Genomic DNA, 19965 nt, shown 5'->3' on the forward strand with positions numbered 1-19965 from the left:
ATTGAACGAGCGTTACGTTCCGATCAACAAAGGCAACTACTCGATGGACACGGACGAGCGCGAAGCCGCGTTCGACAGATACCGTGGCGAGGGTTGGGAAGCCGAATACGCAGATTACCGTCGCAAGTGGTCGGAATATGCCCTGAACCAGCAGGTTTCGGATTATCCGCTGCTGGTCGATCTCGAGCTGGCGTCGATCTGCAACCTGCGCTGCCCGATGTGCTATACGATCAGCGATGAGTTCAAGAAGAGCGTCAACACCACTCGGATGGACTGGGACCTCTACTGCCGCATCATCGATGAGATCGGCGGCAAGGTTCCTGCGATCCGTCTGTCGCTGCGCGGCGAAGCCACGCTGCACAAGCGCTTCGCCGATTGCGTACGCTATGCCAAGGATCACGGCATCAAAGAAGTCTCGACCCTCACGCACGGCTTCAAGCTCAACAGAGACTATTTCGCCCAGCTCGTCGATGCCGGCATCGACTGGATTACCGTTTCGATCGATGGCACCGGTGAGACCTATGAGAAGATACGCAAGCCGATCAAGTTCCAAGCCCTGCTCGACAAGATCAAAGACATAAAGAAATACAAGGACGAGCGCGGTCTCCACCGTCCTGTCATCAAGGTGCAGGGCATCTGGCCGGCGATCCGGGAAAACCCCGATCTCTATTACGACACTTTCGCGCCGCACGTGGATCTCGTCGCCTTCAATCCGCTGATCGACTACCTCGGCAACGATTCAGACATCGCCTATCTCGACAACTTCACCTGCCCGCAGCAATACCAGCGTTTGGTGATCGGTGCCGACGGCTTGGTGATGAAGTGCTCGAACGATGAGGAGAACCGCGAGGTTATCGGCAATGCGAACACCGAAACCGTGCACCAGATATGGCACGGGGAAAAAATGAACGCCGTCCGGGCTCTGCACAAGGAACCGCAGGGCTTCCTGAAGAGCGAGGTCTGCCGCAGGTGCTACCTGCCGAGAGAGACCAACGACGAAACCGCACAGATTTGCGGCAGGCAGGTCATTGTCCGGAATTACGTCGACCGGAACCAGGAAATCGGGCGATAATCGACCGCAATGTGCGCATACTCCTAGGGCATGCCATCAGCGCGCAAGGCAGCTTGCCGGTCGTGAATTACAGGGAGTGACGAATGTTCCGCAACTACCGGCCCGATCGCTGCTATATCATAGCCGAGATCGGCGGCAACTTTACGACGTTCGATCAGGCAAAGCGCCTGATCGACGAGGCAAAGGCGTCAGGCGTGGATGCCGTCAAGCTTCAGACCTATCGGGCCGAAACATTGTCGAGCCGGAATGCCATGTTCGACATGGAAAACACCGGCGTTACCTCGCAATTCGAGCTTTTCCGTAAATATGAAATCGGTCACGAGCTTCACGAAGCGGTTTTCCGCTATGCCGAGGAGCAAGCCCTGGACTGGTTTTCGTCTCCCTCGCATGAGACGGATGTCGACCTGCTGGAGAGATGCGGTGTTGGGGCCCACAAGGTGGGTTCGGACGATGCGGTCAACATCCCCTTTCTCCGCTATCTTGCAAGAACGGGCAAGCCGATCATCCTGTCGACGGGCATGTCGACGCTCGAAGAAGTTCGGGAATCCGTCGCAGCCATCAAGGAAGCCGGCAACGACAAGCTCATCCTGCTGCACGCCATCACAAGCTATCCGACGCATCCGGAAAATGTGAACCTGGGTGCGATGCAAACGATGATGAAGGCGTTTCCGGATCTCGATGTTGGCTATTCCGACCATACATTGAACCCTGTCGCGAGCCTTTGCGCGGTCGCGATGGGCGCCCGGGTCATCGAGCGGCATTTCACCTACGACAAAGCCGCCGATGGTCCCGATCACATGCTTTCGGCTGATCCAGCGGAAATGAAATGGCTTGTGGATGCGATACGCGCATTCGAGATCATGAAAGGCAGCGGTCGCAAAGAGCCGGCTGCAAGTGAGGCGACGACCAGATTGAACAACCGCAAGAGCGTCGTTCTCAATAGACGGCTCAAAGCCGGTGACGTCATTTCCGCCGGCGACATTTCGGTTAAGCGACCGGGGACGGGAATCGAGCCTAAGCATTTGGAAACTCTCACTGGGCGACGACTGCTAAGAGATCTCGAAGGCGACGCCGTCCTCCAGTGGAGCGATCTGGCGTGACGCTTGGAATCATCATCCAGGCGCGGATGGGATCGACGCGGCTACCGGGAAAAGTCCTTCGCGACATTGCCGGCAAGCCCCTTCTCGCACATGTCCTTGGCAGGCTTCAGATGTTGAAGCGGCCGGCCAAGATCGTCGTCGCGACATCATCGGCCGGCGAGAACGACATTGTCGAAGCTTGGTGCCTCGAGCACGGCGTAAGCTGCTTTCGCGGCGACGAAGCCGATGTTCTCGATCGTTATTTCCAATGTGCAAGATCGCTTGGGATGTCGGATATCGTGCGATTGACCGCCGATAATCCGTTCACTGATATCGAGGAGCTGGAGAGGCTGATCGCCCTGCACCAAAAGCACGGGTTTGACTACACGCACGCGTTCGGACAACTGCCCATCGGTGTCGGCGCCGAGATATTTACATTCGAAGCCTTGTCGCGCAGTCATCGCGACGGGAAACTGCCGCACCATCGCGAACATGTGAACGAATACTTCACCGATCGGCCCGAGCTCTTCAAGCTCGGTCAGCTCGATATTCCGCCGGCCAAAGTCGCTCCGAACCTGCGTCTGACGGTGGATACCGAGGAAGACTGGCGACGTGCCTGTGCGCTCGCCGCCCAGGCGGGTGGGACCTGGCTTGGGACAGAGGAAGCGATCAGACTATGTTCGTCCTCTGCATAGAGAGTTCGCATGCCCGCGGCATGGGGCATTTGTTTCGGTCGTTGACGCTCGCCACCGAACTGCGTTCGCGCGGGTATTCGGTCCGTTTCCTGGCGAATAATCATCCGAATTCGCTGAGAATCATTCGGGAGCGCGGCTTTGATGTCGCGCTCTACGATCTCGCCGCCGTCACGGGATGGGAAGAGGCTTTCGTCGACCCCGCCGTTCCTTCCCCGATCTGGATCAACGACCGCCTCAATACGAGAAGACCTCACAGCGAAACGATCAAGCGTTTGGGCGCCAAGCTCGTGACTTTTGATGATCGCGGCAATGGCGCAGAACTTGCCGACATGAATATCTGCGCGCTCCTTTTCGAAAAGACGGAGGATCTGAAGGGCGAGGATGTTCGGCTGGGGGTGGAGTACATGATACTCAATCCTGAAATCGCCAGGTATCGCAGAGTTCGGCAAAGCCTTGCATCGATACTCGTCACGCTCGGAGGCGCCGATACCTACGGAGTGACGGTGCGCGTCGCCAAATGGCTGAGCGGCAAGCCTTTTCCAGTCACCATCGTCACGGGCCCGAGCTTCCAGCATATGGCGGAGCTTGAAGAAGTCGTCTCGACCGCAGAGCCGGATCGGTTCAAGCTGTTGAACCAGGTGCCGTCGCTTGCGGCAGAGATGTATGGGCACGATCTGGCGATTACCGGCGGTGGCGTTACGCCCTTCGAAGCCTGTGCGGCCGGCCTGCCGTGCGTGGTGATCGCCAACGAGGCTTTCGAAATCCCGGTCGGCCGTGCTCTGGAAGGATTGGGGGCCGCGTTCTTTGCCGGACATCACTCGGCATTCGATCTGGGCATCCTGGAAGAGGCGCTTCCCATCAGGAGCATGAGCGAGACTGCCATGACCAGGGTCGACCTCGGCGGCGTAGGGCGTGTTGCCGATTTGCTGGAAAGATTGGCTGCATGACCATCACGGCGGTTATTCATCAGCCGGACTTCGCTTCATATCTCGGCTTTTTTCAGCGTTTCCTGAACGCTGACCTCTATATCGTTCTGGATCACGTCCAGTTCGTCCATGGCACAAGCAAAAGCTGGACGCACCGCGATAAGATCAAGACCGCGCAAGGTGACCGGTGGCTCACCGTCGGAATCAAAAAGCCGAGTCTCGGCACTCCGATTAACGAGGTGGAACTGGCGCCGGGCACCGGATGGATCGATCAGAACCTTTCCCTGCTTCGCGAAAATTATCGCAAGTCCGGGGGCTGGAGCGAAGTCTTTCCCTGTATCGAGGCCCTCTACGGCCAGCGGTTCGAGCTGTTGGCCGATTTCAACATGCATTTCCTCGAAGGCATTCTGGAGATGCTTGAGATCACCATGCCGACGGTGCGGTCGAGCACTTTAAGCCCCAAGGGGCATAAGAATGAGTTGCTCGTCGAACTGCTGCGCAAAGTCGGAGCAACGCGTTACCTCTCAGGCCTGGGCGCGCGCGACTACATGCGGCCTGAGGTGTTCGAGGCAGCGGGGGTCGAGATCGAATGGCAACATTTCGTCCATCCCGTATACCCGCAGCCTTTCGGCGAGTTCATGCCCTATCTCAGCATCCTCGACACACTGCTGAATTGTGGTATTGCAGGCACGCGTGACCTGCTCTGGAGTTGCAAATGAATATTCTCGCGATCGGTGCCCATTTTGACGACGTGGAGCTCGGCTGTGGCGGTGCACTGGCACGCCATGCGGCAAACGGCGACACGGTTTATGTCTATGTTGCAACCGTATCCGGCTTTTCCAACCAATATGATCAGTCCGTGCGCAGCAGCCAGGTCGCCAGGGCGGAAGCGGATGCTGCGATGGAAATTCTCGGCGTCCACAAGATGTTTTGCGGCGAGTTCAAAACGCTCCAGATCGAATTCGTCGATCCGCTGAATATCGAGATCCTCAAGCTGGTGCAGGATCTGAAGATCGACATGGTCTACACCCACTGGGTCGGAGATATCCACCATGACCATCTGGCCTTGTCGCGCGCCTCGCTGCATAGCTGCCGCCATGTGCCGCGCCTACTGATGTACCGCAGCAACTGGTATCACTCGACGGTCGATTTCCGGGGGAATTTCTACGTCGATATTACCTCCCACTGGGACCAGAAGGAAAAGGCGATCCTTGCCCATGAATCCGAGATGGAGCGTACAGGGCGGAAATGGGTGAGCTTCTTCCGCAATGAAGCGGAAAACGCCGGCCAGCGCATCGGTGTAAAATATGCCGAAGTGTTTGAGGTGGTGAAGTGGCTGCAGCCCTGAGAAAGGTTTTGACCTTTGGCTCCATGCTGCTTCCCTATGGTGTGCATGAGTTAAGGCGCAGGCTAAGTAGTCGTCACAAAATCTCTGCTGATGTTGCGAGATCCCTGGCAGGAAATCGACAGCTTGCCGGTCTGCACGCCGGCCAACGCTGTTTCATCTTAGGAAATGGCCCGAGCGTCAAGGGCTTGGATCTGTCGCGGCTTCAAGGCCAAAACGTTATCACCGTTTCCAACGGCTACCTGCATTCCGATTTTGACAAGTTCCAATCTCGTTATCATTGTGTTCCGCAGATTACCTATGGATTAATGACATCCGAGGACGTGATCCGCTGGTTTGAGGAGATGCACTCACATCTGGGAGCTGCGGAACTGTTCCTCAGCTCCACGGAAGCGGAACTCGTGCGGAAACACAATCTGTTTGCAGGGCGAACGGTTCGCTATCTGCTGCTGGGCGAAAGCTTCGACGATAAGCGATCGGACGAAATCGTCGATATTTCTCGACCGGTGCCGCGTGTCGAGTCGGTGCCGGTGATGGCCCTGATGATAGCGATGTACCTGGGTTTCAAGGAGATCATTCTGCTCGGCGTCGACCATGATCATTTCCTGTCATCGAGCTACCAATATGCGTTCGACCTCAAGGTCCAAAAGGGCATGGATAGCACCGCGAATGCGGACGGCACCTTGAGAACGAACCGTCACGATGACTTTCAAACGCTGGCGCGGCTGTGGCGACAATATCGAGCCATCGCAAACATAGCGAAAGCGAATGGCATCTGTATCGTCAATTCTACACCCGGTGGGGCGCTGGACGAATTTGACCGACGGCCTTTCGAAGCTTGGTTTGAAGAATGAGGCAGATTAATTTTTCGCTCCCGGGAATTCATTGTTTGCTTGAGGTCACGCGGGAATCGCCGCAAGCCCGCGAACAGGACGTTTTGAGCGAATTTCGGCGTCACAACGTCGTTTTCGACGGGCCTCACAACGATTGGCGCTCGGCACTGGCTGCTGCAGATGGATATGACGCGCCGGCTATTCTTGCCAAAGTTGTTGAAGCGACACGTGCAGTTGTTCAGGGTCGTGCCGAATATGAGCGAGACACGGTCGTTTTCACGGAAAGAAGCTATTCGCACCCCCTGCTTGCCTGGCTTCTTTATGTTGCATCCCGGTCTGATCTTCATTTGAGGGTGGTCGATTTTGGGGGCGCGTTGGGAAGTTCTTATTTTCAGCACCGCTCGGCATTGGCGCATCTTGCGGAACTGAAATGGTGCGTCGTCGAGCAGCCGCATTTTGTGATCGCGGGCCGAACGGAATTTGAAGATGCGCGGTTGAGCTTTTCCGACAGTCTGGATGAGGCGATTGATCGGGTGAAGCCCAATGTCGTTCTGCTGTCCGGCGTTCTCCAATATCTTGAATACCCTCTTGAATATCTTGAAAATCTTCTGTCGAAGGGCGTCAAGTTCATACTGATTGACAGGACAGCAGCGCAGTTCGATATCGCAGCCACACCTTTCGTGCAGCATGTGCCCGCGTGGATCTACAGCGCGAGCTACCCGGTATGGTTCTTGAACGCGGATGAAATGCAGGACGGCTTTGCCAGGCATGGATATGAGGTGCTGGATCGTTTCCAGCCGGCCGGGACATTTGGCTCAGTGACGCCGCCGCCCTTGCAAGAACTGAAGCGTTGGGGCATTGGCGTTACACCAGCGCCTCAGCAGCACGAATGGCCGTATGTTGGCTGGTTTCTCGAGAAGCTGGAAAGCTAGCGAATGCGCGTGAACGTCATTATCCCGGTTTTCAACCGCCTTGAACATACCCGTAAGGTTTTGGAAGCTCTTCGGAAGCAGACCGTCTTTGACGCCATGACGATCGTCATCGTCAACGACGGTTCGACCGATGGAACCGCAAAATACCTGCAATCGCAGAGCGATCTGACCGAAATCCGAGGCGACGGTAATCTCTGGTGGGGCGGCGCCATCGAGGAAGGACTGAAACATGTGCTTCCCGGCTGCCGACCGGACGACTATGTCCTGTTTCTCAACAATGATACCTGGTTTGGCGACAATTTTGTTGAAGCGCTGGTGCAGGCATCCAAAGAAAACGGCGGAGCCGCGGTCGGAAGCGTCATCCATGAAGAGGGGCGGGATCCACCGCTTGTCAGTATTGGGGCAAGGGTCAACATCAATCGGCTTGCTGTCTGGGATCTGCTTTCGGAATTGAGCGAAACGGAAAAACAGTCGCCCGCCCGCCAGTATCGTGTTGATGCACTGAGTGGCCGGGGAACGCTTTACCCGGCGATCCTGTTTCGCAGACATGGTGGTATGCGACCGAACCTGTTGCCGCACTACATGGCCGACTACGAAATCGCCATGCGCTTTGCGCGTGCGGGAGTGCCTCTGGTTGTCAGCAGCAAGGCAATCGTCTATTCGCCTCCGGTATATGGAAACGACGCGTCCAGCCTTTCGTGGCGAAAGCGGTTGTTTGGCAGGCGTTCGGCGCACAACGTGTTTCAGCGTCTTATTTTTTACTCGCTTGTCGGGTCACCGGTGCAACGCATAACTGCGCCGATCCGTATGGCGTATTTCTCCTGCAGCCGCGCGTTTTCAACGTGGAGGTCATTGGCGAAACGGAAGGAAGGAACGATATGAGCGGCGGCCAGCACCAGCAGTGCATCGCGTGCGGATCGAAGATGCGAACCTTTATCGAGCGCATCAGTGATGATCGATACGGCTGCCCCGGCGTCTACTCGATAGACCGCTGCGTTTCTTGCGGCCACATGTCGACTGCGCCACGGCTGACGGAAGAGGATCTGCCGGCGCTCTACAGCAATTATTATCCCCGCCGGGAGATCGATTTTGATGCGCTTGAAAAAGAGGCCGCTCTTGTCGAGAAACCTCTTGCCGGATTCCGCCGGTGGGCTGCCGGCACCGACAACCAGGGGCATTATCTCGCCAAGCCGGGGCAGAAAGTCCTGGATATCGGCTGTGGCTCCTGCCTCTCTCTGTTGGAGATGCAAAAGCTCGGCGTGGAATGCTGGGGTGTGGAGGCTGATCCGAACGTTCGGACAATTGCCGAAAAATATGGCTTACGCGTTCATATCGGCAACATCTATGACGTGCCGTTCGCAGATCAGAAATTTGATCTGATCGTGCTGAACCAGGTCATCGAACATGTGCCCGATCCGCTTGCGATGCTGGCGGCCCTCAAGGGCCGTCTCAATGAAGACGGACGCGTCATATTGGCTTTCCCGAATACCGGTTCCTTTCATCGCAAGCTCTGGAAGTTGCGTTGGATAAACTGGCACATTCCGTACCATCAGAACCATTTCAACCGAACCTCCTTCACGTTGCTTGCGCGAAAATCCGGTTACGATGTCAAGCGCATCAGGACGATCACTCCCAATTTGTGGTCGGTGCTCCAACTGCGAACCTCGCAGGAGCAGCGGCAGGAGGGAAGGGCCTCCAATACCTGGTCGGAAAGCGGCAGTTCTCAGAAGCCCCCGAGCTTTGTTCGAAAGCTCCGCAATGTCACCGTTACGCGCGGCGCACGCCTTGCCGGCGCCATGATGGGCTTTATGAACCGGGCTCTGGATGCAACGGGGCAGGGCGATAGTCTCCTGGTCGAACTCCGGCTCTCCGCGACAGAGAACTAGGATCAGCGTCATGCGGATTGCCGTATTCGATACCTACTATTCCCGATTCCTGACGATGCATTATCATCGCAATCGGGATTTGAGGTCCGCCTCCTCCCAAAAGCAGACGGACGCTCTGCTTGAGGCTGCTTTCGGCACGTCCGATTTCTACTCGCGCCACCTGAAAGAGCTCGGCTGCGATGTCATCGATATCGTCGGCAATTGCGTTCCGCTGCAATCGGCCTGGGCGCGGGAGAACAACGAACCATTCAGCCCATGGGCGATGAAACTGCCGCATCGTTTTTTTAGGCTGCCTTATATCGGTGCGCGCCTGGCAGCGCTCCCCGGCCTGCTGGAAGTCGCAATGGCGCGGGTTCGATCATTCAAGCCGGACGTCCTTTATTGTCAGGATCTCAGTTTTTTTCCGCCTCATGCTCTGATGGGGTTGAAAAAGACTGTGCCTTTGATCGTCGGCCAAATCGCTTGTCCCCTGCCGCCAGACAACTTTCTGCGGCCCTATGACCTCATTCTGACCTCCTTCCCCCATTTCGTACCTCGTTTTCATGAAATGGGCATAAAATCCGAATATTTCAGGATCGGCTTCGATACCCGGGTGCTCGATATCCTCGGCGATGTCCCACGCGACGTGCCGGTGAGTTTCGTCGGCGGCATAAGCCGTCATCATGGCAAGGCGATCCCGATGCTCGAACATCTCGCCGAAACCACGCCGATACAGTTTTTTGGCTATGGTGCGGCGACACTTCCACGCTCATCTCCCATCCGAAAGCGTCATAATGGGGAAGTCTGGGGTCCGGACATGTACCGCGCTCTGGCGCGTAGCCGGATCACCGTCAACCGACATATCAATGTTGCCGAGAGCAATGCCAACAACATGCGGCTTTATGAGGCGACCGGTGTCGGATCGCTGCTCATTACCGACCAAAAAGACAATCTCGGTGAGATTTTCGACGTCGGCAAGGAGGTCGTTGCCTATTCCAGTCCTGAAGAAGCCGCGGAACTCATCCGCTACTATATAGATCATCCCGACGAGGCCGATGCCATCGCGAAGGCCGGCCAGGCGAGGACGCTGAAAGATCACACCTACAAGTCGAGAATGAAAGAGTTGATGCCGATCCTCGAGAGACATCTGGAGAATCAGGGTTGATGTCATTTGTTCGTACGACTCTCAACCGCTTTCCGGTATTGAAGAGCCAGCTGAAGCGATTGCGTGAACGGCTGCTGCCGGCTGCATCGGTATCGTCCCACTACGTCGAGATCGATTCAGCTCGGCGAGACAGCGAAAGCTGGCGCCTAGCTGCATCGTGGAAAGCGAATGATCTGCCTGCACGCCAGAGAGCGCTCGTCGAGCGCCAGTTGAAGGAATATCGCGGCGGTGCTTCCATCGATGTATTCGATGTCTTTACCGCCGCGCTGCGTAAGATCGACAATCTTCCGGCGGCCGGTTCGTTGCTCGAAATCGGTTGCTCCAGCGGATATTACTCCGAAGTGCTTGAGGTAAATGGCCTGCCGTTTCGGTATCACGGCTGCGATTATTCCGATGCCTTCATCGAGATGGCGCGCCGCATCTATCCGGCACTGTCGTTCGATGTGGAGGATGCAACACGGCTCAGCTATCAGGACAATGCTTATGATGTTGTGGTTTCGGGATGCTGTCTGCTGCATATCGCCGACTATGAAGCGGCGATTGCAGAAAGCGCCCGCGTCGCCAAAGACTACGTCATCTTTCACCGCACTCCCATTGTCTACGGTGAACCCACCAAGTATTTCCGCAAGCAGGCCTATGGCGTCGAGACCATGGAAATCCATTTTTCCGAGCCGGAGCTATTGGATAGCTTTCGGGTTCACGGCCTCGAAGTCCTGGCGACCTTCACGCTGAACGAGAATGCGGACCCGCGTGACAGCAGCAAGGGCAATGCAAGCCGCACCTATTTGTGCAGGAAACAATCTCAATCATGACGACCTACTTCTGTACCCTTTTCGACAGTGGCTATCTCATCAAGGGCATGGCTATGATGGAGAGCCTCGTCCAGTGGTGCCCAGACGCGCATATTTTTGTGCTCTGCATGGATCAGCAGGCGCAGGAGATACTGACCGCCTCCAACAGGTCCTACATCAACTGCATCGCGCTTGCCGACCTGGAGACGCCGGAACTCCTGGAGGCCAAGAAATCGCGCGGCGTCGCCGAGTATTGCTGGACCTTGTCTCCCTGCCTGCCGACCTTCGTGCTGCAGCATCACCCGGAAATCGATTTCATCACCTATCTCGACTCGGATCTGCTGTTCTATTCGCCGATCCAACCCATCTTCGATGAAATCGGCGATAATTCCATCGCGATTATCGAACATCGTTTTGCCCCGCGGCTGCAGGACAGGGAGGTGAACGGTCGCTTTTGCGTGGAATGGGTGAGTTTCCGACGCGACGAGGAGGGAATGCGCTGCCTGGACCGCTGGCGCGAGCAATGCATCGAATGGTGTTACTACCGCCTCGAAGACGGCAAGATGGGCGACCAGAAATATTTGGACGAATGGCCGGATCTCTATCTGCATTGCCACATCATCGAACATCCGGGCGCCGGCGTTGCCCCCTGGAATTACGAGAAACTGCATTTTACGCAGGATGCGTCCGGTCAGATCGAGGTCGACGGCTCACCTCTGATCTTCTATCACTTCCATCAGTTCCAGCTGCTGGCCAATGGCGATTTCAATCGACTGTCGACATTCTACACCTCCGTCTGCGAGGAACCGGTCGTTGCTTACGAAGCTTACGAGCGTGCCTTGATGCGAGCGCTGGATGCGATCAGGACGATTTCGCCGGGCTTTTCCGGCGGCCTACGTCCTGTTCGTGCCGTGGCGCTCCGCAGATGGGTGCAGCGTCATGTACCCCTGCCGATCAAACGTTTCCTCCACCGTTTCATCAGATATTGAGGTCACCTTAGCGGGCGCGAGAAATCTGGCGTCCTCCAACCTATTGGTATTGACGGTCGATCCATTGGCGGTAATTGCCGCTCGTGACGTTTTCTATCCAGGCTTCATTGGCAAGATACCATTCGACGGTCTTGCGGATGCCCGTATCGAATGTCTCACTTGGGCGCCAGTTCAGTTCCCGCTCGATTTTGGCCGCATCGATGGCGTACCGGCGATCATGGCCGGGGCGGTCGCGCACGAAAGTCATCTGCGACGTATAGCTTGCCCGGTCGGGCCGTGGCCTCAATTCATCAAGGATCCCGCAGAGCGTATTGACCACCGACAGGTTCGTCAGTTCGTTCCTGCCGCCGACATTGTAGGTTTCCCCGGCTTTTCCAGCCTCCAGAACGCGTCGGATCGCGCTGCAATGATCCTTGACGAAAAGCCAGTCGCGTACCTGCATTCCGTCCCCGTAGATCGGAATCTGTTTGCCCGAGAGGGCATTGTGGATGACCAGGGGAATAAGCTTCTCGGGAAAATGATAGGGGCCGTAGTTGTTCGAACAGTTCGTCGTCAGCACCGGTAAGCCGTAGGTGTGATGATAGGCGCGAACCAGATGATCGCTGGCCGCCTTGCTCGCGGAATAAGGGCTGTTTGGTTCGTACTTGCGATCTTCACTAAAGGCGGCTTCCAGGGGTGCGAGCGAACCGTAGACCTCGTCCGTCGACACATGGAGAAAACGAAAGCTTTCCAGGAAGGTTTCATCCTGCAAGGCAAGAAATCCGCGGATGGCCTCCAACAGGCGAAACGTGCCGACGATATTCGTCTGGATAAATTCTTCGGGCCCGTGGATCGATCGGTCGACGTGGCTCTCGGCGGCGAAATTCAGGACCGCACGGGGGCTATGGGACCGGAGCAGTCCCGCAACGAGATCGTAATCCGCGATGCTGCCTTTGACAAAGAGATGGCGCGGGTCGTTCCAGACGGAGGCCAGATTCTCCAGATTGCCGGCATAGGTCAGCACATCGAGATTGACGATCGGTTCATCATGAAGCGCAAGCCAATCGAGCACGAAATTCGCACCGATGAAACCAGCTCCCCCCGTCACCAGGATCATATTTTCTCCCTTGGAGTTCTGACAGTATGGAGTGTTCTAGTCTCATCGTGCCGATCTCACGTCAACCGAAGAGATCGAGCATGCTTATTTCGCTGGCCAGGCCGCGGTCACATGGGGGTTGCGCTAGTTCGGCCGTTTCCATAAACACGTCCCGAAGATTGTATCGAAAGACGATGTGAAAAAATGACAAAAACCGCGCTGATTACTGGGGTGACTGGTCAGGATGGTGCCTATCTGGCCGAATTGCTTCTGAGCAAGGGCTATACGGTGCATGGTATCAAGCGCCGGTCATCGTCTTTCAATACCGGCCGTATCGAGCATATTTACCAGGATCCACACGAGGCGCATCCACGCTTCATTCTGCACTATGGCGATATGATCGACTCGACCAACCTCCTGCGGATCGTGCAGCAGACGCAGCCCGATGAAATCTACAATCTTGCCGCCCAGAGCCATGTCGGCGTCAGCTTCGAAACGCCTGAATATACGGCGGATGCCGATGGTATCGGGACGTTGAGGCTGCTCGAGGCGATCCGTATCCTGCGGCTCGAGGAAAAGACCCGGTTCTACCAGGCATCGACCTCGGAACTCTACGGTCTTGTGCAGGAAGTGCCGCAGAGCGAGAAGACGCCGTTTTACCCGCGTTCTCCCTATGCCGCAGCCAAGCTCTATGCCTACTGGATCGTGGTGAATTATCGCGAAGCCTATGGCATGCATGCGTCGAACGGCATTCTTTTCAATCACGAAAGCCCGCTTCGCGGCGAGACCTTCGTCACGCGCAAGATCACGATGGCCGTAGCCGCCATCCATCTCGGCCTTCAGGATAAGCTCTTCCTCGGCAATCTTGACGCCAAGCGCGACTGGGGTCATGCACGTGAGTATGTTGAAGGCATGTGGCGCATGCTGCAGCAGGACAAGCCGGATGACTATGTCTTGGCGACAGGCGAGACAACGAGTGTCCGCCAGTTTGTCGAATGGGCGTTTGCAGACGTCGGTATTGCTTTGGAATGGAAGGGTTCCGGCGTAGACGAAAAGGGTTATGATTCCGCGTCCGGTGCGTGCCTCGTGGAAGTCGATCCTCGGTATTTCCGCCCGACGGAAGTCGATCTTCTGCTGGGTGACCCGACCAAGGCGCGCCAGAAGCTGGGCTGGCAGCACAAGACCCCGGTTCGCGAACTCGCCGCCGAAATGGTGCGCGAGGATGTCAAGCACTGGAAGGCGCAAAACAGCCGGAAAGAGATCTAAGTGTACGACTTGTCCAACAAGAAGATTTGGGTTGCTGGTCATCGCGGTATGGTCGGCAGTGCTCTTGTGCGCAGGCTTCAATCCGAAGATTGCAGCATCATCACGGCCACGCGCCGTGAGGTCGATTTGAAGCGGCAGGACGAGGTCGAGAAATTTGTTGAAGCAAACCGACCCGACGCGATCATTCTCGCCGCTGCCAAGGTTGGCGGTATCCTCGCCAATGACAGTTATCCGGCAGAATTCATCTATGACAATCTGATTATCGAAGCGAACATCTTCGAAGCCGCCCACCAGGGGGGAGTGGACCGGCTGCTGTTCCTGGGTTCAAGCTGCATTTATCCGAAGCTCGCTCCACAGCCGATTCCCGAAGAGGCTCTCTTGACCGGTGCACTCGAGCCGACCAACGAATGGTACGCGATCGCCAAGATCGCCGGTATTAAGCTCGCGGAAGCCTATCGTAAGCAATACGGCCGCGATTATATTTCGGCCATGCCGACCAATCTTTATGGCCCGGGCGACAATTTCGACCTGACATCCAGCCATGTGCTGCCGGCGCTTATCCGCAAGGCGCACGCTGCGAAACTTCGCAAAGACCCGCATATGGTGGTGTGGGGCACCGGAACCCCGCGCCGCGAATTTCTGCACGTCGATGACTGCGCCGACGCGCTGGTGTTTCTTCTCAAGACATATTCGGGCTCGCAGCACGTCAACGTCGGCTCGGGGACGGATCTCGAAATTATCGAATTGACGCGGTTGGTCTGCCGCGTTGTCGGTTATGAGGGTGAGATCATTCATGATCTTTCCAAGCCCGATGGTACGCCGCGAAAGCTGATGAGCAATCAGAAGCTGCAGGACATGGGCTGGAAGCCGCGCATCTCGCTTGAGGATGGCATCCGAGCCACTTATGCTTGGTTCCTGGAGTTCGAGAATACGTCCGACCCAGCGGTCTGATATCAGGCAAACCAGCATTTATCCCCGCTCTTTGCGACACAGACGGTGTCGCAGGGCTGGTGCCTGGGCAACATGCCAGTGATAAGATCGCCGCTATGCCGTCTGGGTGATCAGCCCGTTGACGGAAGCACCTTTCCTGTCAATTTCCCGAGCCGTTCGAACACGGCAACCCGCTCGGGAAATCGTCGCCGCCTGGATTCAACAAATGTTTGATCAGTGAAATTGTTTGGCTGGGGAACCTGGACTCGAACCAAGATTAACGGAGTCAGAGTCCGTCGTTCTACCATTGAACTATTCCCCAGCAGTCGCCGCCGAAGCATGGCTTGGCTGCTGTGCGGCGCTTATAACCAAAAGCGGGCGGATTGCAAATACCCGTTTTGAAAAAATTCGGTGCTGCCGCGAAGCGGTGAAACGATCCCCAAATCCCGCTCACAAAAAAGAATTTGGTGATTTTGGCGGGCGCTGATATTCTTGCCGCAACGCAAAAATCGAACGAGCGCCTGCTGCATACCTCAGGGAGTTGCGCGGCGCGGTGGAAAAACAACGTGGAAGACCCCGAAGGCGGCGCAAAGCCGCAATTTGACGGGGCGTCGGCGGCAGGGCGCAAGGACGGAAAGAAGTCCAGGCGCCGCAAGGGCAAGCGTGGCGGGCAATCCCGCAACGCGGCTCATCCCGCTTCGCATGAGCTTTCCGGCAATGCCGGGCAGTCTGCGCGCCCGATGGAAGATGCGGCCGGAAGTCCGGCCCGCAAGCGAAAGCGTCGCCGCCGTCGCGGCCAAGGCGCTGCGCAGGACGGTTCATCTCATCCTCAAGCGATGGAACAGGCGAGAGCGGCAAGCAATGCTGCCCGGGCCGAAGGCGAGCAGACGCCGAGCCGGCGTAACCGCCGCAAACATCGCGGCAAGCGCGGTCTTCAGGGCCGGCCGCTGACGGCGGCAAAACCTTCCCCGCCGCAGCAGGAGAGCCGCGCCGAAGAGACGGTGCAGCGCGCCGAATCGCGCGAGGCGCAGAACAGCGCAAATGCCGGCCGCAGGGGGCGCCAGGATGGTCATAGCAATTCCGGTTATCCAGGGGATCGCCAGGCCGGCGAACATGCGTGGCCGGACGAACTCTACGCGGCTCTCGATCTCGGCACCAACAATTGCCGTCTCCTGATCGCCCAGCCGACCCGCCCGGGGCAATTCCGGGTGGTCGACGCCTTCTCCCGCATCGTGCGCCTTGGCGAAGGCCTGGCGGCCAGCGGCCGTCTGTCCGACGAGGCGATGGAAAGGGCGATCGAAGCGCTGAGGATCTGCGCCTCCAAGCTCAGAAACCGGGAGATCCGCCGCATGCGGTTGATCGCCACCGAAGCCTGCCGCCAGGCGGTCAATGGTGAGGAATTCCTCGCCCGGGTCGTTGCCGAAACCGGCCTGGCGCTCGAGATCATCGATCGAGAGACCGAAGCGCGGCTCGCCGTCTCCGGCTGCTCCTCGCTGGTCGGGCGTGAAACCCGCTCCGTCGTGCTCTTCGATATTGGCGGCGGCTCGTCGGAGATCGCCGTCATTCGCATCGGCGACAATCGCTACAGCCGGCTGGCCAATCACATCACCCACTGGACATCGCTGCCGGTCGGCGTCGTGACGCTGTCGGAGCGTCATGGCGGGCGCGACGTCACGCCGGAAGCTTTCGAAGGCATGGTGCGCGAAGTTGGCGGCATGCTCGAAGGCTTCGATTGCCCGGAGATCGAGGTCGCCCAGACCGGCGATTTCCATCTGATCGGCACATCGGGCACGGTGACGACGCTTGCCGGCGTCCATCTCGACCTGCCGCGTTATGACCGGCGCAAGGTCGACGGCATTTGGCTGTCCGACGACGAGGTCTCCGCTATGCAGGCAAAGCTGCTCTCCTGGAATTTCGAAAGCCGTGCCGCCAATCCCTGCATCGGGCCGGATCGGGCCGATCTGGTACTCGCCGGCTGCGCCATCCTCGAGGCGATCCGCCGCCGCTGGCCGAGCCCGCGCATGCGGGTCGCCGATCGCGGCTTGAGGGAAGGCCTGCTCACCGACATGATGGCCGATGACGGCGTGTGGCGACGCAACCGCAACCGCCGCGGCCAGCGTGCTAGATAAGGAGAACGCATGACCAAGGCACCGATCGCGGGAAACCGCACCGGCCGCAAGCTCGGCCAGCGCGTCAAGAACAAGAAGATGAAGGCATCCTCCCGCCAATGGCTGCAGCGCCACATCAACGATCCCTATGTGCAGCGCGCCCAGCTGGAGGGCTATCGCGCCCGCGCCGCCTTCAAGCTCTTGGAGATCGACGAGAAGCACCATATCCTGCGCGGCGCCAAGCGCATCATCGATCTGGGTGCGGCACCCGGCAGCTGGTCGCAGATCGCCGCCAAGGTCACCGGCTCGACGGACGAGGATATCCGTGTGGCCGCGATCGATTTTCTCGAAATGGCACAGCTGCCCGGCGTCAAGATCCTGCAGCTCGATTTCCTCGATCCCACTGCGCCGGAAAAGCTGCTGGAAGCCGTCGGCGGCACGCCCGATCTCGTCATCTCCGACATGGCAGCACCGACCACCGGCCACCACCGCACCGACCATTTGCGCACCATGCATCTCTGCGAAGTCGCGGCGCAATTTGCCGTCGAGGTATTGGGGGAGGGCGGACATTTCCTCACCAAGACCTTCCAGGGCGGTACCGAGCGTGAGCTGCTCGCTATGCTGAAGCAGAACTTCCGCCAGGTCGTTCATGTCAAGCCGAATGCCTCACGCGCCGAATCGGTCGAGATGTTTTTGCTGGCCAAGGGCTTCAAGGGGCGCAAGGTCGAAGGCGACGCTGAGAAAGCTTGATCTTCAGCCGGTCCGGACCGATGATGACGGTCTCAAGAGTTGAACTGCTGATCCCATGCTTCTGTACATCACGCTCGGAACCAACGACCTTTATCGCGCAGGACAGTTTTATGATGCCGTGCTGCCGCTGCTCGGCTATCGCCGCCAGCACTATTCGGAAGAGGAAATCGGCTATTCCGCCGACAGCGATACGCGCTGCCGCTTCTGGGTGGTGACGCCCTTCAATCGCCGCCGGGCGACATCAGGCAACGGCGCCATGGTCGCGCTCGCGGCGGAAACCCGGGCGTCCGTCGATGCTTTCCATGCGGCTGCGATTGCGGCAGGCGGCGTCGATGAAGGCGGGCCGGGCCTTCGCCCCTACCACGCCCATTTCTATGCCGCTTATGTGCGCGATCTCGACGGCAACAAGCTCTCTGCCGTTTGCGAAAATCCGGAATAATACGACAGCGCCGCGTGTCCTTTTGAGGCGCAAGGGACGTTGTAGCACCTTGAACCTATTTGACCGGCTGCTCGGCTTCAACAGTCGATACTGTCACCACCTTGGAGCGGTGGCCGGAAACCAGTGCGCCGGCATTGCGGTCCATTCTGACGAAGGGAATGGTGGCGATGACGGTCAATCCGGCGATGATATAGAAGGCAAGGTGGAAATCGGCGACCTGCAACGCTTCTCCCCTGATATAGATCGAGCTTTCCAGGATCGCGGCGGCAACCGCGACACCGAGTGCCAGGCTGACCTGCTGCATCACCGAACTCATCGATGTCGCCTGGCTGGCTTCGGCATCGTCGATATCGGCGAAGGCAAGCGCATTCACGCCGGTGAACATGAAGGAGCGCGAGAAGCCGCCGATGAGCAGCACGCCGATGATGACCAGATGCGGCGTTGCCGGCGTGAACAGGCCGGTGACGATGGTCACGAGGGTCGTCACCATCGCGGCGCAAAGCAGCGTCGTGCGGAAGCCGGCAGCGGCGAAGACGCGCTTTGCCATGAACTTGGTGGTGATCGCCCCGATAGCGCCGGCAAAGGTGATCAGGCCGGATTGGAATGGCGTCAGCCCGAAGCCCAGCTGCAGCATCAGCGGCGTCAGGAAGGGCATGGCGCCGACGCAGATGCGAAAGAGCGTGCCGCCGAGGGTCGAGGCCCGGAAGGTCGGGTTCTTGAACAGGTCGAGGTTGAGAATCGGCGCCGGGTGGCGTCTGGCATGGCTAATATAGAGGAAGCCGCAGATGAGGCCGATCGCGGTGGCGGTGACGCCGATGATCGGCGGCAGGGCCGGCAGGCTCACCACCGACAGGCCGAAGACGACGCCCGCGGCCGAAAGCGAGGTGAGCATGAAACCGGTGAAATCAAGCTTCGGCGGCGCCGTCGCCTCGACCTCCGGCAGGAAGATCGTCGCCAGCCAGATGCCGATGATGCCGACCGGCACGTTGATCAGGAAGATCCAGTGCCAGCTGAAATAGGTGGTGATAAAGCCGCCGAGCGGCGGACCGGTGAGCGGGCCGACCAGCGCCGGGATGGTGAGCAGCGCCATGGCCGAGACCAGATCACTGCGCTTCGTCGTGCGCACCAGCACCAGACGGCCGACCGGCGTCATCATCGCTCCGCCCATGCCCTGTAGGAAGCGGGCGAACACGAATTCGACGAGGTTGGACGAGATGGCGCAGAAGATCGAGCCGATGACGAAGACCGAGATGGCAAGGCGGAAGATCTTCTTGGCGCCGAACCTGTCGGCCATCCAGCCGCTGACCGGGATGAACACCGCCAGCGCCACCATATAGGAGGTCAGCGCCAGTTTCAGCGTGATCGGCCCGACATTGAGATCCGCTGCGATCGCCGGCAGCGCGGTTGCTATGACGGTGGAGTCCATCTGCTCCATGAAAAGAGCGACGGCGAGGATCAGCGGCACGATGCGGTTCATAGTCGGGAGGCCTTGGTGGGCTGCAGATGGGAGCTGGGAAGGCCCGTGCTGTTTAGTCCCACATCAGGAGCCTGCCAATCCCCCAATCCGCCTCGGCGACACGTTTGCTTCACGTCTGCGTGAAACGGCTTGTCCGACAACGTCGCGTGTCAAGATTGAGATATGTCTTTTCCGTCGGCAGAAGAAATCCGGCTGGAATCGACATCGGGGGCCGTGCGGCGATGCAGC

General features: G+C 58.0%; 20 protein-coding genes and 1 tRNA gene. 18 read left to right on the plus strand and 3 right to left on the minus strand.

Annotated features, from left to right (window positions below):
- Position 1: 1 nt before the first annotated feature.
- From K6N12_RS17705 to K6N12_RS17765, 13 genes are all read left to right on the plus strand, one after another.
- On the plus strand, positions 2-1072 hold the full coding sequence (locus K6N12_RS17705; protein WP_097623943.1) for a radical SAM/SPASM domain-containing protein: 1071 nt from the start codon (positions 2-4) through the stop codon (positions 1070-1072).
- 83 nt (positions 1073-1155) lie between these two features.
- Positions 1156-2172 carry an N-acetylneuraminate synthase family protein gene (locus K6N12_RS17710; protein WP_097623944.1) on the plus strand — a complete coding sequence of 339 codons (1017 nt, stop codon included), beginning with the start codon at positions 1156-1158 and terminating at the stop codon, positions 2170-2172.
- Positions 2169-2846, plus strand: a complete 678-nt coding sequence (locus tag K6N12_RS17715; protein ID WP_097623945.1) for a cytidylyltransferase domain-containing protein — start codon at positions 2169-2171, stop codon at positions 2844-2846. The genes K6N12_RS17710 and K6N12_RS17715 overlap by 4 nt, the downstream gene beginning before the upstream one ends.
- A complete protein-coding gene (locus K6N12_RS17720; protein WP_097623946.1) occupies positions 2828-3793 on the plus strand; it encodes a PseG/SpsG family protein in 966 nt (321 codons plus the stop codon). The genes K6N12_RS17715 and K6N12_RS17720 overlap by 19 nt, the downstream gene beginning before the upstream one ends.
- A complete protein-coding gene (locus K6N12_RS17725) occupies positions 3790-4491 on the plus strand; it encodes a WbqC family protein (protein ID WP_097623947.1) in 702 nt (233 codons plus the stop codon). Before K6N12_RS17720 ends, K6N12_RS17725 begins: the two co-directional genes overlap by 4 nt.
- Positions 4488-5120, plus strand: coding sequence for a PIG-L deacetylase family protein (locus tag K6N12_RS17730; protein ID WP_003556714.1), 633 nt, complete (start codon positions 4488-4490; stop codon positions 5118-5120). The genes K6N12_RS17725 and K6N12_RS17730 overlap by 4 nt, the downstream gene beginning before the upstream one ends.
- The gene (locus K6N12_RS17735) at positions 5105-5971 is read left to right on the plus strand and encodes a hypothetical protein (protein ID WP_165503917.1); all 867 of its coding nucleotides are present in this window, start codon (positions 5105-5107) and stop codon (positions 5969-5971) included. Before K6N12_RS17730 ends, K6N12_RS17735 begins: the two co-directional genes overlap by 16 nt.
- Positions 5968-6882 (plus strand): TIGR04325 family methyltransferase, encoded by a 915-nt coding sequence (locus K6N12_RS17740; RefSeq protein WP_097623948.1) that lies wholly within the window; start codon positions 5968-5970, stop codon positions 6880-6882. Before K6N12_RS17735 ends, K6N12_RS17740 begins: the two co-directional genes overlap by 4 nt.
- Positions 6883-6885: 3 nt before the next feature.
- Positions 6886-7764, plus strand: a complete 879-nt coding sequence (locus tag K6N12_RS17745; protein ID WP_097623949.1) for a glycosyltransferase family 2 protein — start codon at positions 6886-6888, stop codon at positions 7762-7764.
- Positions 7761-8768 (plus strand): class I SAM-dependent methyltransferase, encoded by a 1008-nt coding sequence (locus K6N12_RS17750; protein ID WP_097623950.1) that lies wholly within the window; start codon positions 7761-7763, stop codon positions 8766-8768. Before K6N12_RS17745 ends, K6N12_RS17750 begins: the two co-directional genes overlap by 4 nt.
- A gap of 262 nt (positions 8769-9030) precedes the next feature.
- Complete coding sequence (locus K6N12_RS17755) at positions 9031-9912, plus strand: CgeB family protein (RefSeq protein ID WP_239619872.1); 882 nt, start codon at positions 9031-9033, stop codon at positions 9910-9912.
- On the plus strand, positions 9912-10724 hold the full coding sequence (locus K6N12_RS17760; RefSeq protein ID WP_097623952.1) for a class I SAM-dependent methyltransferase: 813 nt from the start codon (positions 9912-9914) through the stop codon (positions 10722-10724). Before K6N12_RS17755 ends, K6N12_RS17760 begins: the two co-directional genes overlap by 1 nt.
- Positions 10721-11692, plus strand: a complete 972-nt coding sequence (locus K6N12_RS17765) for a hypothetical protein (protein WP_097623953.1) — start codon at positions 10721-10723, stop codon at positions 11690-11692. Before K6N12_RS17760 ends, K6N12_RS17765 begins: the two co-directional genes overlap by 4 nt.
- Positions 11693-11732: 40 nt before the next feature.
- Here the strand turns inward: K6N12_RS17765 and rfbB are convergent, their stop codons facing one another.
- Positions 11733-12788 carry a dTDP-glucose 4,6-dehydratase gene (rfbB, locus tag K6N12_RS17770; RefSeq protein WP_097623954.1) on the minus strand — a complete coding sequence of 352 codons (1056 nt, stop codon included), beginning with the start codon at positions 12786-12788 and terminating at the stop codon, positions 11733-11735.
- Between the two features lie 183 nt (positions 12789-12971).
- On the opposite strand from rfbB, the gene gmd reads away from it, so the two are divergent.
- Together gmd and fcl are read left to right on the plus strand one after the other, a co-directional pair.
- Positions 12972-14033, plus strand: a complete 1062-nt coding sequence (gene gmd, locus K6N12_RS17775; RefSeq protein WP_012556676.1) for a GDP-mannose 4,6-dehydratase — start codon at positions 12972-12974, stop codon at positions 14031-14033.
- Positions 14034-14984, plus strand: a complete 951-nt coding sequence (gene fcl / locus K6N12_RS17780) for a GDP-L-fucose synthase (protein WP_097623955.1) — start codon at positions 14034-14036, stop codon at positions 14982-14984. It begins immediately after the preceding gene.
- Positions 14985-15211: 227 nt separating this feature from the next.
- On the opposite strand, the gene K6N12_RS17785 is transcribed toward fcl, so the two are convergent.
- A tRNA-Gln gene (locus tag K6N12_RS17785) sits at positions 15212-15285 on the minus strand.
- 244 nt (positions 15286-15529) lie between these two features.
- On the opposite strand from K6N12_RS17785, the gene K6N12_RS17790 reads away from it, so the two are divergent.
- The 3 genes from K6N12_RS17790 to K6N12_RS17800 are packed head-to-tail and all read left to right on the plus strand — an operon-like array spanning position 15530 to position 18260.
- The gene (locus tag K6N12_RS17790; protein ID WP_097623956.1) at positions 15530-17092 is read left to right on the plus strand and encodes a Ppx/GppA phosphatase family protein; all 1563 of its coding nucleotides are present in this window, start codon (positions 15530-15532) and stop codon (positions 17090-17092) included.
- Positions 17093-17101: 9 nt separating this feature from the next.
- Positions 17102-17821 carry an RlmE family RNA methyltransferase gene (locus K6N12_RS17795; protein WP_012556679.1) on the plus strand — a complete coding sequence of 240 codons (720 nt, stop codon included), beginning with the start codon at positions 17102-17104 and terminating at the stop codon, positions 17819-17821.
- Positions 17822-17876: 55 nt separating this feature from the next.
- On the plus strand, positions 17877-18260 hold the full coding sequence (locus K6N12_RS17800; RefSeq protein ID WP_097623957.1) for a VOC family protein: 384 nt from the start codon (positions 17877-17879) through the stop codon (positions 18258-18260).
- Between the two features lie 55 nt (positions 18261-18315).
- Here the strand turns inward: K6N12_RS17800 and K6N12_RS17805 are convergent, their stop codons facing one another.
- Positions 18316-19737, minus strand: a complete 1422-nt coding sequence (locus tag K6N12_RS17805; protein WP_097623958.1) for a DHA2 family efflux MFS transporter permease subunit — start codon at positions 19735-19737, stop codon at positions 18316-18318.
- Between the last annotated feature and the right edge of the window lie 228 nt (positions 19738-19965).

It is taken from the genome of Rhizobium redzepovicii, from assembly GCF_019793435.1.
In the GTDB taxonomy this organism is placed as follows: domain Bacteria; phylum Pseudomonadota; class Alphaproteobacteria; order Rhizobiales; family Rhizobiaceae; genus Rhizobium; species Rhizobium redzepovicii.